Source organism: Amycolatopsis sp. NPDC058340, from assembly GCF_042723975.1.
Lineage (GTDB): Bacteria > Actinomycetota > Actinomycetes > Mycobacteriales > Pseudonocardiaceae > Amycolatopsis.
In genome coordinates this window covers 240206-255172 of record NZ_JBHXIB010000001.1, presented here as the reverse complement: position 1 = coordinate 255172, position 14967 = coordinate 240206, and the positions used below count along the sequence as shown (strand labels likewise).

Here is a 14967-nt window from a genome sequence, read left to right as displayed (position 1 = left end):
CGAGTCGTCTCATGGACCTTGGGGGCCCAGTGACCAACACAGTGGAAACCGTCGGCGGGCCGACGCGGCGGGTGCGGCAGGCGCGGGTCGCCATCGCCGCCGTCTTCGCCGTGCACGGCGCGGTGACCGGCAGTTTCGCCACGCGGATCCCGTGGATCCAGGAACACGCGGGGATCAGCGCGGGCCAGCTCGGCCTCGCGCTCGCCTTCCCCGCGATCGGTGCCTCGCTCACCATGCCGCTCGCCGCGCGGATCGGGCACCGGCTCGGCGGCAGGCTGGGGCTCCGGCTGCTGCTCGCGTACTGGACGCTGGCGCTGATCCTTCCGTCCCTGGCGGGAAACCTCTTCACCCTGTGTCTCGCGCTGTTCGTCATGGGCACCGCGGCGGGCACCTCGGACGTGCTGATGAACGCCCTCGGCGTCGACGTCGAGGAGAAGATGGGCAAATCGGTCATGTCGGGGTTGCACGGCATGTGGACCACGGGCGCGCTCGTCGGCTCCGCCGCGGGCACGCTCGCCGCGCACGCCGGATTGGACGCCCGGATCCACTTCGTGATCGCGTCGGCCGTGCTCACCATCGCCGGCGCGATCATCTGTCAGGGGGTTTTCGACGTCCGGAGCGCGCCCGACGAGCACCCGCCGCCGAGGTTCGCGCTGCCGCCGAAGTCGGCCGTGATCATCGGTGCCGTCGCGTTCTGCGCCGTCTTCGCCGAGGGGGCGAGCCTCGACTGGTCCGCCGTCTACCTGCGTGACGTCCTCGGTACGTCGCCGGGGATCGCGGCCGCGTCGACCACCGCGTTCACCTGCACGATGGCGGTCGCGCGGCTCTCGGGCGACGCGCTGGTGCGGCGATTCGGCTCGGTCAAGACCGTCCGCGCGGGCGGGGTGTTCGCGACCGCCGGCGGTCTGCTGGTCGTCTTCGCCGTCCATCCGGTGATGGCGATGGCCGGTTTCGCCTTGATCGGGCTCGGCGTCTCCGTCGTCGTGCCGCTCGCCTTCGCGGCGGCCGGACGCAGCGGGCCGACGCCGAGCCAGTCGATCGCGGGCGTCGCGACCATCACCTATTCGTCGGGACTCGTCGCGCCGTCGCTCATCGGCGGGATCGCCGACCTGACGTCGCTGACGGTGTCCTTCGCGGTGGTCACGCTGCTCGCGCTCGGCCTGGTCGCGGGCGCCGGTGTTCTGCGATCCCGCTAGTCGAACTGGAGTGAACGCTTGGCGAGGCCGTGCCAGTAGCCGTCGATGACGGTCTCGCCTTTGCCCTCCGAAGAACTCGCGCCCAGCGAAACGAACAGCGGCGCGAAGTGCTCGATCCTGGGGTGCGCGATGGCCGCGGCGGGGGCCTTGCGCTGGAAGTCGAGCAACGCGTCGAGGTCGCCTTCGCGCAGGGTTTCCGCACCCCAGTGGTCGAATTCGCTCGACCACGACGGCGGCGTCCCGTCGGTGCCGTCGGTCTCGCGCATCGCGCTCAGGTTGTGGGTGAAGAAGCCGCTGCCGATGATCAGTACGCCTTCGTCGCGCAGGGGCGCGAGCTTGCGCCCGAGGTCGAACAGTTCCCGCGGGTCGAGCGAGGGCATCGACACCTGCAGCACCGGGATGTCGGCGTCCGGGTACATCTCCACGAGCGGGACGTACGCGCCGTGATCGAGGCCGCGGTCGGGTGCGTCGTGGACCGGCGTCTGGGCCGAGCGCAGGAGTTTGCGCACCTTGTCCGCCAGCTCGGGAGCGCCGGGCGCGGCGTATTTCACCTGGTAGTAGCGATCCGGGAAGCCCCAGAAGTCGTAGACCAGCGGCACCGTGGTGGTGGCGCCGAGGGTCAGCGGCGCCTCTTCCCAGTGCGCCGAGACGACGAGGATCGCCTTCGGCTTCTCGAGGTCCGCCGACCAGCCGGCGAGCTGGCTGGTCCAGGTGGCGTCGTCGGCGAGCGGCGGCGCGCCGTGGCTGAGGTAGAGCACCGGCGTCATGTCAGCTCCAGGTGTTTGAACTTTCAACTACCAGGATAGACGACGCCGGCCGTCTCCGCCTTATTCCCGGGCGAGGTTCGCCGCCATGCGTTCCAGTACGCCGACCGTCGTCCGGTACTCGTCTTCGCTGATGCCTTCGGTCACGCGAGATCGGAACTCGCCGATCTTGGTCTTCAGCCGGAGGTGTGCCGCCCGGCCGGTTTCGGTCAGGCCGTCCTCGTCGATCCAGTCACGAAGGCGCAGGTCGGCGAGGGTTTCCCGGAGATCTCCGAAGGGCTTCAATGCCTCGTCGGGTGACGCTCCCGTGTTCAGGACCTGCCAGTGGCGGCGGGTCAGTGATTCGGCGGCGAGGAGGTGGTCCAGCGAAGATTCGAGAGCCTGGTGAAGGTGGGCGAACCAGAATCCGATGGGCTTCATGGATACTCCTCATGGAGACGACAACTACATGTAAAAGTACATGCACTTGGTGAGGACGGGCAATGACGGACGCCGTGGCCGACGTGGAACGCGCGATGATCGCCATCCGGCGAAGCCAGGCGAGGCGATCGTTGTCGAAACTCGCCCGCGACCGCGCCGAAACGATGCCGGACCAGGCGATCCAGGGGCTACTCGACGCCGTCGAAGCGGCCGAGGAGAGCGGCGAACCGGGCACCGTCACCAGCCTCGCGGCGGCGTTGACCATCGACCAGCCGCGGGCGAGCCGCCTGGTCGCCCGCGCGGTCGAGAGTGGTTTCCTCCGGCGCGAAGCCGATCAGCGCGACGGCCGCCGCGCCGTCCTCGTGCTTACCGAGACCGGGCGCGCCGAAGTGACGCGGATGCACGAATTCCGCCGTTCGGTATTCGCCGAGGCGATGGCGGACTGGCCGGACGGCGACCGTCGCGAATTCGCACGGCTGCTGACGGCGTTCGTCCGGAACTACGGGGCGCTCGGCGTGAAGTAGTTGACCAGGTTGCCGTCGGGGTCGCGGAACAGCAGCGACCGGTTCCCCCACGGCATCGTGGTCGGTTCCTGCACGATCTCGGCCAGGTCCGCGAGGCGCTCGTACTCGCGGTCGACGTCCTCGACCCGGAATTCGAGGATCGCTGTGCGGTTCGACTCGGGCACGGAGGCACCCGCTCCGAACAGCTTCATCGTCTCGGCGCTGCCGATCGCCAAGGTGCACGACGGGCCGACGAGTTCGGCGAACTGCTCGGAACGCCACCGCGCACCGAGGCCGGTCGCCTTCTCGTAGAACCCGGCGAGACGAGCGACGTCATGGGTGATCACACGGACGGAAACGAACTGCACGGCTGATCCTTTCGAGTGCCGGAAAGCGGGACACCGGCCACGCTAGGAGCAATACCGGGCAGAATCCGCCCGGTATTCTTCGGCTTGTGACCAGGCCCATCGCCCGTGTACTCGCGCTGCTGGAGATCCTCCAGAGCGGCGGGACGCGCACCGTCGCGGAGCTCGCCGGGCGGCTCGACGTCGACGAGCGCACCGTCCGCCGCTATGCCGAACACCTCGTCGACCTGGACATCCCGGTGCGCTCGGTACGCGGCCGGTACGGCGGCTACCGGCTGGCCCCCGGCTATCGGATGCCGCCGCTGATGCTCACCGACGAGGAGGCCTTGGCCGTTCTGCTCGGCCTGGTCGCGGGACGGCGCGCGGGGCTGATCACCACGTCGGTCGCGGCCGTCGAGAGCGCGGTCGCGAAGGTCCGGCGGGTGCTTCCCGAAGCGCTGGGCCGCCGGTTGGACGCGCTGCTGGAGACCGCCGACTTCACCGCTCCCGCCCGGAAAGCCCTGTCGGCCGAGGCCGAAGTGCTGCTCACCGTCGCAGAAGCGGCGCGTGACCGGCGTCCGGTCGGGCTCGCGTATCTCGCCGGTCACGGTGGTGCGAGCGAACGCGTCGTCCATCCGTACGGCGTGGTGGCGCACTCCGGAAGGTGGTATTTGACCGGCTTCGACTCGGCCAGTGGTGAGGTGCGCACCTTCCGCGTCGACCGGATCAAGTCGGCCGAGGCGAGAGCCGAGACCTTCGAGGCTCCGGACGGCTTCGATCCGGCCGAGCGAGTGCTGACCGCGCTGGCCGAGACGCCGTACCGGCACGATGTCTCCGTGCGGATCGAGGCGACCCCCGAGGAGATCCGCGCCGTCTTCCCGCCGTCCGTGGCCACTCTCGAAGCCGACGGCGACCGGGTGCGTGCCCGTATCCGGGCACAGCGGCTGGACTGGATCCCGCCGCTGCTCGCCGCGCTCGACCGGCCGTTCGTCATCGAACGGCCGGCCGAACTTCGAGATCTGGTCGCCGCGCTGGCGGCAAGGCTGGCCGAGCGGGCGCGCTGACCGGCTCACTCACTTACCGCAGAACACCGTCCGGACGAGCTTGGTCAGCATCGCCGGGTACGCCGGCAGCGGGTCCTTCGCGGAATCGCCCGCGGTGATCGACGCGGTCAGTGTCTTGCTGCCGTCGGGCGAGCTGTACATCAGTGCCGCGTAACCGTTGTTGCTGCCGTTGTGGTTGACGACGATGCCGCAGCCCGGGCCCAGGTCCTGCGAAAACTGCCCGAGACCGTAGAAGCCGTAAAGGCTTTCGCTACCGGGATGTGTCACGCGCATCTCGGCCATCAGCCAGGCCGGGAGAAGCTTTCCGCTCTGCAGCGCGGAAAAGTAGGTCTGGAGATCCTTGGTCGTCGAGATCATATCACCGGCGCTGGAGATCCAGGACGGGTTCTGGTGGGTGACGTCGATCGTCTTCCACTGGCCGGCGTCTTCGTAGCGGTAGTAGGCGTGTGCGTACGGCTTGGGCATCCCGGCCCACGCCCCCGGCGACAAGGTGTCACGCAGCTTGAGCGGCCGCAGGATCCGCCGGTCCAGCTCGTCGGCGAAGGGACGCCCGGTGAGCTTCTCGACCAGCAGCCTGGCCACCACGTAGTTGGTGTTGGAGTAGCTCCAGCCCGCCCCCGGCTCGAAAACCGCGGGCTTGGACACGGCCAGCCGCACCAGCTCCTCCGGCTGGTAGGTGTGGAACCGCAGGTCCACCCATTCCTTGCCCGCCCACGGGATCCCCGGCGTGACCGTGCCGTCCGGGTGGTACTGGCCGGTGTGATTGAACAGGCCGCTGGTGTGCTGCAGCAGCATCCGCACGGTGATCCGCGGGTCCAGCCCGAACTGGGGAAGGACACCGGCGACCGGGGTGTCGAGCCCGATCCGGCCCTCGGCCACCAGCTGCAGCACCAGGGTCGCGGTGAAGTTCTTCGACGTGCTGCCGACGCGGAAGTGACCGTTGGTCGGCGGTTTCGCGGTCCCGCCCAGCTCACGCACCCCGGCGCTGCCGGTCCATTCGCCCCGCTCGTCACGGACACGCAGCTGCATCCCGGCGAAGCCCGCGTCGACGAACTCCTGGGCCGCCTGCCGCAGCTCCGGGCGATCCTGGCCGGCGGAGGCGACGGGAGCGGTCGCGCCCGCCAGCAGTGCGGCGGCCAGCACGGTGAGACCGACGCGGCGGAAGGTCTTCGATGTCTTGGTCATGGCGACCACGTTCGCGGACCGCGCTGACACGGGACGGTCACGGCGCTGACACGCGGGCCCCGATGCCGTCGAGGAGGAAGTCGAGGCCCATCCGGAAGGTCTCGTCGGCGTCCAGGTGGACGGCGTCGCGGACGACCGTGGCCAGCGCGGGGAGCTTGCCGGAGGCGAACGACCGCGTCAGATAGGGCCCGAGCGTGGCCTGCCACCGCTGCTCGTCCATCCCGGTGGCCCGTTCCGCGCGCCGCTCCGCGATCTCCCGGCGTACCGCGCCGATCGTGTACGCGTTGACCGCCGAGACCACCGGCATCGCGGAGTCCACCCCGACGTCGCCCAGTGCCGCCATCACGGCCTCGGAGGTCGCCAGCGCGTGCGGCCCGAGCTGAGGCCTGCCGCCCAGGAGGTCGGCGAGCCACTCGTGCCGGTGAACGGCGCGCCGCATGGCGTCGGCGAGCGACCGCAGCACCTCCCGCCAGCCGTCTCCCGACGGCCGGATCTCGGCGTGGGCGGCGTCGACCATCAGGTCGAGCAGCTCCTCTTTGCTCTCGATGTAGCCGTACAGCCGCATCGGGCCGACGTCGAGCGCGGTGGCGATCTTGCGCAGGGACACCGCGTCCAGGCCGTCCGCGTCGGCGAGCCTGATCGCCGCGCGCACGATCAGCTCCCGGCTCAGCGGGGCCAGCGCGGGCCGATCCGGCGGCTCCGGCCGCTCCCACACCACCATGGCGGTGACAATACACCGCATCGCTCGATACAGTGTATTGACCAATACAGTGTATCGAGAGGTGTGGATCATGACCATCGCCATCGTCGGCGCGGGCCTCGGCGGCCTGGCTCTGGCCCGTGTCCTGCACGTCCACGGCATCGAGTCCGTCGTGTACGAACGGGAATCGTCACGCGACGCCCGCGGGCAGGGCGGCATGCTCGACATCCACGCCGGAACCGGGCAACGGGCGCTGCGCGAAGCCGGCCTGATCGACCGGTTCGCCGAGATCGCCCGCGGCGAGGGCCAGGACATGCGGCTTCTGGAACCGGACGGCACTCTGCTGCTGCAGGAGGACACGCCGGACGACGCGCCGTTCGAGCGGCCCGAGGTCGACCGGGCCGACCTGCGCGACCTGCTGCTGGATTCGCTCCCCGAGCACACGGTGCGCTGGGGGCACGCGTTCGAGTCCGCCGGAGACGGCATCGTGCGTTTCGCGGATGGGCGCGGCGCGCCGTACGACCTGCTGGTCGGCGCCGACGGTGCCAACTCCCGCGTCCGCGCCCTGCTCACCGACGCCCGACCGGCGCATCTCGGCCACAACCTGGTCGAGCTCCGCATCCCCGACATCGATCGCACCCATCCCGATCTCGCGGCGATGGTCGGACGCGGCACCTACTGGGTGCTCGGCGACGGGAAATCCCTCGCGGCGCAGCGCAACGGCGACGGGACCGTTCGCGTCGGCCTCAGCTTCTACAACACGGCCGAGGACTGGTTCGCCACCAGCGGGATGCCGCTCGACGACCCGGCCGCGACCCGGACCTGGCTGATCGGGCGGCTCGACGGCTGGGACGCGCGGTTCACCGCGCTGATCGCGGCCTGCGACGACGTGATCGTGCCGCGGGCGGTCACCGCCCTCCCGGTCGGCCTGACCTGGCCGTCGGCACCGGACGTCACCCTGCTCGGCGATGCCGCGCACCTGATGCCGGCGGTTGGCGAAGGCGCCAACATGGCCCTGCTCGACGGCGCACTGCTCGGTCTCGCGCTGGCCGCGCGGCCGGACGATTTCCCCGCCGCCGTCAAGGAGTACGAACACGAGATGTTCGAACGCGCCGGCGCCGCCGCCCGGATGTCCGAGCAGGTACATGAGCTCCTGACCGCCCCGGACGCCTCCCGGAAGATGCTCGCGTTCTTCCAGCCCGGCTGAGGCTAAGCTGGCTATGAACGAAAATCCATTTCGTTCATAGCCTCACGGGAGCCGAGATGCCGAGCGCGTTCAGCGCCGAGGACCGCGCCAGGATCACCGAGCGGCTCCTGGACGCCGGACGTGCCCTGTTCGCCACACAGGGCCTGCGCAAGACCTCGTTGGACGACCTCGTGGCCCCCGCCGGGATCGCCAAAAGCAGCTTCTACGCCTTCTTCGAATCCAAGGAGGCGCTGTACCTGGAACTCATGCTGCGTCAGGCCCCTGAGCTGCACGAGCAGCTGGCCGCGGTGGTGAACGAGACCGAAAACGCACGCGCCGCCCTAGCCGGTTTCCTGCGCGCCACGGTGCGGATCTTGACGGAGAACCCGCTCTACCACCGGCTGATCACCCATCCCGAGGAAATGCGGGCCGTGGCAAGGCGGATGGGCCCCGACGAGATGGCCAGGGCCGATCAGGTGCTGCCGCTGTCCGGATTCCTTGCGGCGGCCAGAGAGAAGGGTCAGCTCGTCGACGCCGCCGACGACGAGCTGACCGGGGTGCTCCAGGCCGTGTTGCTGCTGCCGATGCACCGGCGGGACATCGGCGAGCAGCGCTACCCCGCCGTACTCGACCGGCTCATCGACATCGTGGCGGCGGGACTGAGCAAGGAGTGACCATGCGCGAAGGTGTACTGGCAGGTGGTGCCCCGTACTTCGAATTCGGGACGGGAGGCCCGCTCGTGGTCTTCCGGACGGTGCTGCCCGACTCGGCCAACCCCACCGGCGTCGCCAGATGGGCGGAAATGCGCTCCCTCAAACCGCTGGCCGCGCGGTTCACCGTGCTGACGGTCGGCCGTCGGCCTGGGCTCGAACCCGGCGTCACCATGGCGGACCTCGCCACCCACCACGCCGAAGAGCTACAGGAGCGCTTCGACCGGCCGGTGGACGTGCTCGGCGTGTCCACGGCCGGTTGCCTGGCGCTGCAGTTCGCCGCCGACCACCCAGGCCTGGTGCGGCGGCTCGTGGTCGGAGCCGCCGGCGTCCGCCTCGGCACGCTCGGCCGCCTTGTCCAGCGCGAGTACGCGGATCGGCTGGCCGCCGGGCGGCATCGGGCCGCGGCCATGGCGCTGGCGCCCACGGTCGCGGAATCCCGGCCCGGGCGGGCTCTGCTGGCCGGTCTGCTGGCGCTGACCTCCGGCCGCCCGGCGGACCCGAGCGGCATGGTGGCCATGTTGCGAGCCGAGGACGGCTTCGACATCGAGGACCGGCTCGGCGAGATCACCGCGCCCACCTTGGTGATCGCCGGTTCGCACGACGCGCTCTACCCGCTCGAACTCGCCGAGCGGGTGGCCGACAAGACGCGCCGCGGCGACCTCAAGGTCTATCCCGGCCGTCGGCACCACACCGTGATGAGCGATCGCCGCTTCACCAAGGACGTCTTCGAATTCCTGCTCTAGTCGTGTGACAGGTCGACGAAGCGGCTGTAGTGCAGCTGGTGCGCCACGGTGATCGTCGCCGTCGGCCCGGCACGGTGCTTCGCGATGATCAGGTCCGCCTCGCCGGCCCGCGGGTCGTCCCGCTCCCAGGCGTCGGGCCGGTTGACCAGGATGACGAGGTCGGCGTCCTGCTCCAGCGAGCCGGACTCACGCAGGTCGGACAGCATCGGGCGTTTGTCGGTCCGCTGCTCGGGACCACGGTTCAGCTGGCTGATCGCGATCACCGGGACCTCGATCTCCTTCGCCAGCAGCTTCATCTGCCGCGAGAACTCCGAGACCTCCTGCTGCCGCGACTCGACGCGCTTGCCCGAGGTCATCAGCTGGAGATAGTCGAGGACGACGAGTTTGAGGTCGTTGCGCTGTTTGAGCCGCCGGGCCTTCGCGCGGATCTCCATCATCGTCATGTTCGGCGAGTCGTCGACGAACAGCGGCGCCTCGGAGACCTCGCTCATCCGGCGCGCGAGCCGCGTCCAGTCGTCGTCGGACATCTTGCCACCGCGCATATCCGCCAGGCGGATCCGAGCTTCGGCCGAGAGCATGCGCATGACGATCTCGGTCCTGCTCATTTCCAGCGAGAAGATGACGCTGGTCAGACCATGTTTGATGGACGCCGAACGCGCGAAATCCAGTCCCAAAGTCGATTTCCCGACACCCGGCCGTGCCGCGACGATGATCATCTGGCCGGGGTGCAGGCCGTTGGTCAGATCGTCGAAGTCGGCGAACCCGGTCGGGATGCCCTGCGACTGCCCACCGCGCGACGCGATCGCGTCGATCTCGTCCATGGTCGGCTGGAGCAGCTCTTCCAGCGCGACGTAGTCCTCGCTGGTGCGCCGCTCGGTGACGTCGTAGATCGCGGCCTGCGCGCGGTCGACGACCTCGTCGATGTTCGCGCCGTCGGCCGCGGCCGCGCCGTAGCCGTACTGCACGATCCGGGTGCCCGCCTCGACCAGGCGCCGCAGCACCGCCTTCTCGGAGACGATCTCGGCGTAGTACCCGGCGTTCGCCGCCGTCGGCACCGTCGCGATCAGGGTGTGCAGATACGGGGCGCCGCCGACGCGGCCCAGCTCGCCGCGGCGTTCCAGCTCGGCGGAGACGGTGATCGGGTCGGCGGGTTCGCCGCGGCCGTAGAGGTCGAGGATGACGTCGTAGATCGCTTGGTGCGCGGGACGGTAGAAGTCGTCGGGGCCGAGGGCTTCGATGACGTCGGCGACGGCGTCCTTCGACAGCAGCATTCCGCCGAGCACGGATTGCTCGGCCGCGATGTCCTGCGGAGGCTGGCGGTCGTATTCGCCGCCACGCGGACCGGGGTCGCCGGGACCCGGGTCGGACTCCGCGTACATCGGATTGCGGTCGTCGGTCAGCGCCACCGCTGCTGCCACCTCCTCAAGACATCGAACACACGTTCGATTATGCCAGAATTTCCCCGGTCGGTCCGCCCGTGCCCGTCCGCCCCTCCCGCGGCTCCGGGCTCTCCCCTGTCATCCCCTCTTCGGCCGGACGACCACCACGGTGTGTACCGGCCCGGCGGGCACGCTAGGCCCCCCGAAAGGACGAGCGCAATTTCGCCTGGGGACCGCCCTGTGGACAACCTGGGGATGACTGCGGGCATCCCTTCACAGGTGGCCGAAACCCTGTGTACAACTTGTGGGCAACGCTGGGATGGTCTGACAAAAGCGCTGGTCAGCCCCTGTGGAGAGACTGTGGAGAACTTTATTCACCTCGCCACGGCGTGTCGGGCAAAACTCGTCGTTCGGCGTGTCGCACGTGGGCGCACAGGGGTGCCCTGTGGATGAATGCTACGGAGGGTAGAGGGGTGACCCGCCGGGCTGAACGGGCCGGATTTCAGGACGCGAACAACCTGCCCTGTGCGCTCCGTAGTCGTTCTCCGAGAACCTGCTGGTCGGCGGGTGTGAAGGCGATCCTCGGCTCGCCACTCCCCGGTACCTCTTCGGTCAGCCACCGGCCCTCGGTCGTATCGATGTAGTTCACCGGGCGTTCGATCCGCTGCCGCGCGCCGCTCCGGCCGCGGGCCGCGACGTAGAGGCTTCCGCTCCCCAAACGGCGTAACGCGAGGATGCGGCGAAGCTCGTCGGCCTCCTGGCTTCCGGTGCTCTGCCGTCCGCTGCGAAGTACCTCGAAGCCCTCGTCCTGCGCCGTCGACGACGAGCTCGGAGCTTCGACCTGACTCTTGGGGACTGCGATCGGCCGTCCGCGTCCCGGCGCGAGCTTCGGGATCTGGTCGAGGAATTCGGTGAGCAGCTCTTCGGGCCGCGCGGAAGCCAGCGCGACGCCGTCGTGCTCACTGTGCCGGGCGAGTACGAAACCCTCGCCGCCGGCGCTCCCCGCGAGCAGGCTGAAGCTCAGCGCCTTGCCCTCGAAGCCGCCGTCGATCCAGCCGTAGTACTCAAGCGACGGCCTGGCGATCGCTTCGAGCGTCGCCTTGAATCCGGGGTGCAGGCCTCGCGCGCCGAAGAGGCCCTGGCTCGCCAGTTCCTCGTTGGTCCGCTCGTCCTCGGCCCGCTGCGCGTCCTCGTCGTACCAAGTCGGGGTTTCCGACAGGATCGTGTGCGGTTCGCCGCCTCGGCGGCGGATCAGCGTGATGAGGGTGCCGGTCGTGATCGTGACCTGTTTGTCCAGCACCGGAACTGCCCCCTAGTCGTTCTGTTCGTCCAGCCCGGAACAAGACAAGCCGGGCGCGGCCCCAATCTTGGCACGCGCCCGGCCCGCTCGTGACTACTAGTCCTTCATCGGTGAACCCGCGACCGCGACCGACGCCGGCAGGGCGCGCGTTGGTCGCCTTTCACGGTGCAGGCGCCCTGCCACCGCGACAGCGGGGCCTGTGGCGGAGGCGGGTTCACGCCTGTGGCCGCATCCCGCCACAGCCCAGCTCCGCCCCCGGTTCACTCACCGATCACCGGCGGTGCGGTGAGTTCGTCGGTTCCGAAGATCTCGTTGGGGTCGTCGCCGACGAGGAACTTGGAGCTGCGCTCCTCGTCTTCGCCGCCCTTCCCCCTGGCGCCACCGGCTCCCATACCGCCCATGCCGCCCATCATCCCGCCCGCGCCGCGGCCCGCTCCGGAACCGGCGCCACCGGCGCCGCCACCCGTACCGGCGCCGCCCATCGCACCCGCGTTGCCGGGCAGGGCAGCGCCACTTCCGCCGCCGGGACCGAAGCCGCCACCAGGACCGAAACCGCCGTCCGGGCCGAAGCCGCCCGCACCGGGGATGTCGGTGCCGCCGAAGCCGCCGCCGGCACCTCCGCCGCCGCCACCCGGGCCGAAGCCACCGGCGCCGGGGATCTTCGGCGGGGTGTAGCCGGACGCGTTCGTCCCGTCGTCCCAGGAAGGCGGCTTGTAGTTGCTGCCGGGGATGTTCGGGTTGTACTGCCCGCCGGGAAGGTTCGACCCCGGCAGATTCGAGCCGGGCAGGTTCGACCCGGGCAGATTGCTGCCCGGCAGGTTCGAGCCCGGCGGGTTGACGCCGGGGATGTTCGGAGCGGGGACGTTCGGCATCCCGCCGGGCGGCATCGAACCGGGCGGCGTCGAGATGCCCGGCATGCCGTTGTTCCCGTTCCGGTCGCCCTGACCGCCGCCGTCCTTGTCCTTGCCGTCTTTGTCCTTGCCGCCGCCGTTGACGTCGACGTTGGTGTTCTGCCCCTCCATCTTGTTGTAGGTGGGCAGCTTCTTGCCGTTCTCGGAACTGGCCTTGAAGTACTCGTTGAACGCGTCGACGTTCGCTTGACCCTTTTGGTTGTAGTCCCGGATCGCGCGGTCGGTGTCGGTGGTCCACGGGGTGATGGAGTTGAGCAGGTTGTTCTTCGGCGGATCCTTCGGGACCTGCTGCACCTTCGCCTTCACCGTGGTGAAGGCGGTGTTCTGCTCACCGAGGTACTTGTCGGAGTCCACCAGCTTCTTGCCGGAGTCCTCCATCCACGTCCGCAGCGGATGCGCGCCCGACTGCTGCGCGGCTTCGGCGCTCTTACCGGTCCAGGCGGCGTCCATCTCCTTCGACAGGTTGTCGATGGTGGTCAGCCTGTCCTGGTAGCCGGCCTTGAGCCGGGTCGCCGCGGCCTGGCCCTCCTGGATCGACCCGGTACCCGGACCGGTGACGATCTTCTCCCAGATGTGGTAGCAGTCGATCTTGCGATCGCCGCCCGAGGCTTCGAAGTCGCCGGATTTCGTGGTCGCCAGGTTGTAGGCCGAATACCCGGCGATGATCGGCAGCAGGAACACGCGTCAGCCCTCCTTCAACGTCTCGATCATCGCTTCCCCCACTTTGAGCGCGACCGGGCACGGATCGCTCGCGCCGGGTCCGTTGTCGTACTGCACCAGGATGTTCACCGACAGCTGGTCGGTCACGCCGACGAAAAGGCCGCATTTGCCGTTCTTGCGGTGGTCGAGCGACGCGGCGTACACCGCCGGGTAGCCGGCGACCTCGGTCGGCTCGAAGTACTCGTTGTTGGCCTTCGTGTCGTAGACGTCGCTCAGGCCGTTCTTGTTCGCGAGCACCGGGCTGATCTCGATCTGGTTCAGCTTGTCGTCGGCGGCGAAGATCGAGCAGCCGGGCCCGGCGCTCGTGGTCCGACGCTCGCCTTCGCCGAGGCCGAGCTCGGTCCGCTTCGCAGCGGAAAGCGCCGCGCAGGCGTCGCTCTCGATCGACGAGGTCTTCAACGGGTTCGACACCTTGGGCGCGGAGCCGGACGAGCCGCTCGACGCGCTCGGGGCACCGGCCCCGGTCGTGTAGGACGGCTCCGAAGAGGCGGTGCCGTTCTTGGTGCCGGAACAGCCCGCGACCAGCGCGCCCGCGGCCAGGAGGAGAACGAGGGAACGACGCATCACACGGCCTTGTGCTTGTTCAGCGAAGCCTGCGTTTCGGCCTCGTTCGTGGCGATCTTCTGCTTGGCGGCGGTCAGCTGGTCGATGTAGTTCTTGACGTATTCCTGCATCTTCTGGTTCTGCTCCAGGAACGCCTTGCCCGACGGGTTGGCCAGCTTCTCCCAGTCGCCGCTCGCGAACTCCTTGCCGGGCGCCTTGACGTTCGCCATCAGGTTCGCGTCGGCATAGTCCTTCTTGAGCTCGGCCTGCAGGTCCGTCCACTTCTTGATTATGCCGTCGATCTTGTCCTTGTCGAAGGTGAACCCGCCGCCACCCCCGCCCGACGCCGGCTTGTCCGGGTTGGCGGGTGCGGACACCGAGACCTTCTCCTGCCGGTTCTGCTCGGCGTTGCTGTCGTAAGCCATGCGTCCAGATCTCCCCGTGCCTCGACGTCGAGTCTCGATAATGCCTTGATCCCCAGTCAAGCTTAAGACGTGGCCCGGCGGGGTGGGGTTCCCCGTAAAACAAAGGGCGGGACACCTCCGAATCGGAGACGTCCCGCCCTTTGCCGAAGCGGTGTTACTTGGCCTTGACCTCGAGCCGCACGTCGACGCGGACGTCGGGGTGCAGGCGGGCGCCGACCGAGTGCTTGCCCACGGTCTTGATGTGGTCCTTCAGCTCGATGACGCGCTTGTCGAGCAGCGGGCCACCCGCGGCCTTGATCGCGTCCACGATCTCGGCGGTGGTGATCGAACCGAAGAGCTTCTTCGAGCCCTCGGCCGCCTTGCCGCTCAGCTGGATGGCGCCGAGGCCCTCCAGGGTCGCCTTGATCTCCTTGGCGTGGTCGAGGTCGCGGATGCGACGGCTCTCCTGCGCCCGCTTGATCGTGCGCACGTTCTTCTCCGCGCCCTTGGTGGCCACGATGGCGTAGCCGCGGGGGAGCAGGTAGTTGCGTGCGTAGCCGTCCTTGACCTCGACGATGTCGCCGGGCCCACCGAGGTTGGCGACGTCGGTGGTGAGAATGATCTTCGCCATTGACGTGCCTCCTTAGCGCGCGGTCGAGGTGTAGGGCAGCAGCGCCATTTCGCGGGAGTTCTTGACCGCGATGGCGATGTCACGCTGGTGCTGGCTGCAGTTGCCGGTCACCCGACGGGCACGGATCTTCCCGCGGTCGGAGATGTACTTCCGAAGCAGGTTGGTGTCCTTGTAGTCGATGTTCTCCGGGCGGCCCTTCTTCTCGGCCTTGCAGAACACGCAGACCTTCTTCTTGGGCTTGCGGATGGGTGGCTTGGCCAC

The 14967-nt window shown here is 69.0% G+C and carries 18 protein-coding genes; 6 read left to right on the top strand and 12 right to left on the bottom strand.

Annotated elements, in window-relative coordinates:
- Window positions 1-29: 29 nt before the first annotated feature.
- Window positions 30-1196 carry an MFS transporter gene (locus ACFWIW_RS01270; RefSeq protein ID WP_378366558.1) on the top strand — a complete coding sequence of 389 codons (1167 nt, stop codon included), beginning with the start codon at window positions 30-32 and terminating at the stop codon, window positions 1194-1196.
- Here ACFWIW_RS01270 and ACFWIW_RS01265 read toward each other — a convergent pair.
- Entirely contained in the window at window positions 1193-1963 is a 771-nt protein-coding gene (locus ACFWIW_RS01265) for a dioxygenase (RefSeq protein WP_378366557.1), read from the bottom strand. The two genes, ACFWIW_RS01270 and ACFWIW_RS01265, sit on opposite strands and share 4 nt — an antisense overlap.
- 60 nt (window positions 1964-2023) lie before the next feature.
- Window positions 2024-2380, bottom strand: coding sequence for a MarR family transcriptional regulator (locus tag ACFWIW_RS01260; protein ID WP_378366556.1), 357 nt, complete (start codon window positions 2378-2380; stop codon window positions 2024-2026).
- A 62-nt stretch (window positions 2381-2442) separates the two neighbouring features.
- Here ACFWIW_RS01260 and ACFWIW_RS01255 point away from each other — a divergent pair, with 62 nt between their 5' ends.
- Entirely contained in the window at window positions 2443-2904 is a 462-nt protein-coding gene (locus ACFWIW_RS01255) for a MarR family winged helix-turn-helix transcriptional regulator (RefSeq protein WP_378366555.1), read from the top strand.
- On the opposite strand, the gene ACFWIW_RS01250 is transcribed toward ACFWIW_RS01255, so the two are convergent.
- On the bottom strand, window positions 2880-3251 hold the full coding sequence (locus ACFWIW_RS01250; protein ID WP_378366554.1) for a VOC family protein: 372 nt from the start codon (window positions 3249-3251) through the stop codon (window positions 2880-2882). The genes ACFWIW_RS01255 and ACFWIW_RS01250 overlap by 25 nt on opposite strands.
- 86 nt (window positions 3252-3337) lie before the next feature.
- Here ACFWIW_RS01250 and ACFWIW_RS01245 point away from each other — a divergent pair, with 86 nt between their 5' ends.
- Window positions 3338-4291, top strand: coding sequence for a helix-turn-helix transcriptional regulator (locus tag ACFWIW_RS01245; RefSeq protein WP_378366553.1), 954 nt, complete (start codon window positions 3338-3340; stop codon window positions 4289-4291).
- Between the two features lie 9 nt (window positions 4292-4300).
- Here the strand turns inward: ACFWIW_RS01245 and ACFWIW_RS01240 are convergent, their stop codons facing one another.
- Both ACFWIW_RS01240 and ACFWIW_RS01235 read right to left on the bottom strand, forming a co-directional pair.
- Window positions 4301-5476, bottom strand: a complete 1176-nt coding sequence (locus tag ACFWIW_RS01240; protein ID WP_378366552.1) for a serine hydrolase domain-containing protein — start codon at window positions 5474-5476, stop codon at window positions 4301-4303.
- Window positions 5477-5513: 37 nt separating this feature from the next.
- Complete coding sequence (locus ACFWIW_RS01235) at window positions 5514-6197, bottom strand: TetR/AcrR family transcriptional regulator (RefSeq protein WP_378366551.1); 684 nt, start codon at window positions 6195-6197, stop codon at window positions 5514-5516.
- Window positions 6198-6267: 70 nt separating this feature from the next.
- On the opposite strand from ACFWIW_RS01235, the gene ACFWIW_RS01230 reads away from it, so the two are divergent.
- Genes ACFWIW_RS01230 through ACFWIW_RS01220 form a run of 3 tightly spaced genes read left to right on the top strand, consistent with a single transcriptional unit; the run spans window position 6268 to window position 8818 of the window.
- Window positions 6268-7383: an FAD-dependent oxidoreductase gene (locus tag ACFWIW_RS01230; protein WP_378366550.1), complete on the top strand. Its 1116-nt coding sequence runs from the start codon at window positions 6268-6270 to the stop codon at window positions 7381-7383.
- 56 nt (window positions 7384-7439) lie between these two features.
- A complete protein-coding gene (locus ACFWIW_RS01225; protein ID WP_378366549.1) occupies window positions 7440-8036 on the top strand; it encodes a TetR/AcrR family transcriptional regulator in 597 nt (198 codons plus the stop codon).
- A 2-nt stretch (window positions 8037-8038) separates the two neighbouring features.
- Window positions 8039-8818, top strand: coding sequence for an alpha/beta fold hydrolase (locus tag ACFWIW_RS01220; RefSeq protein WP_378366548.1), 780 nt, complete (start codon window positions 8039-8041; stop codon window positions 8816-8818).
- Here ACFWIW_RS01220 and dnaB read toward each other — a convergent pair.
- From dnaB to rpsR, 7 genes are all read right to left on the bottom strand, one after another.
- Complete coding sequence (gene dnaB / locus ACFWIW_RS01215; protein WP_007032313.1) at window positions 8815-10224, bottom strand: replicative DNA helicase; 1410 nt, start codon at window positions 10222-10224, stop codon at window positions 8815-8817. The genes ACFWIW_RS01220 and dnaB overlap by 4 nt on opposite strands.
- Window positions 10225-10699: 475 nt before the next feature.
- Window positions 10700-11497, bottom strand: coding sequence for an ESX secretion-associated protein EspG (locus ACFWIW_RS01210; RefSeq protein ID WP_378366547.1), 798 nt, complete (start codon window positions 11495-11497; stop codon window positions 10700-10702).
- 260 nt (window positions 11498-11757) lie between these two features.
- Window positions 11758-13089, bottom strand: a complete 1332-nt coding sequence (locus ACFWIW_RS01205) for a hypothetical protein (protein WP_378366546.1) — start codon at window positions 13087-13089, stop codon at window positions 11758-11760.
- Between the two features lie 3 nt (window positions 13090-13092).
- Window positions 13093-13692 (bottom strand): DUF3558 domain-containing protein, encoded by a 600-nt coding sequence (locus ACFWIW_RS01200; protein ID WP_378366545.1) that lies wholly within the window; start codon window positions 13690-13692, stop codon window positions 13093-13095.
- On the bottom strand, window positions 13692-14096 hold the full coding sequence (locus ACFWIW_RS01195; protein ID WP_378366544.1) for a hypothetical protein: 405 nt from the start codon (window positions 14094-14096) through the stop codon (window positions 13692-13694). Before ACFWIW_RS01195 ends, ACFWIW_RS01200 begins: the two co-directional genes overlap by 1 nt.
- Before the next feature lie 154 nt (window positions 14097-14250).
- On the bottom strand, window positions 14251-14706 hold the full coding sequence (gene rplI, locus ACFWIW_RS01190) for a 50S ribosomal protein L9 (protein ID WP_005168124.1): 456 nt from the start codon (window positions 14704-14706) through the stop codon (window positions 14251-14253).
- A gap of 12 nt (window positions 14707-14718) precedes the next feature.
- Window positions 14719-14967: a 30S ribosomal protein S18 gene (gene rpsR, locus ACFWIW_RS01185; protein ID WP_005168122.1), complete on the bottom strand. Its 249-nt coding sequence runs from the start codon at window positions 14965-14967 to the stop codon at window positions 14719-14721.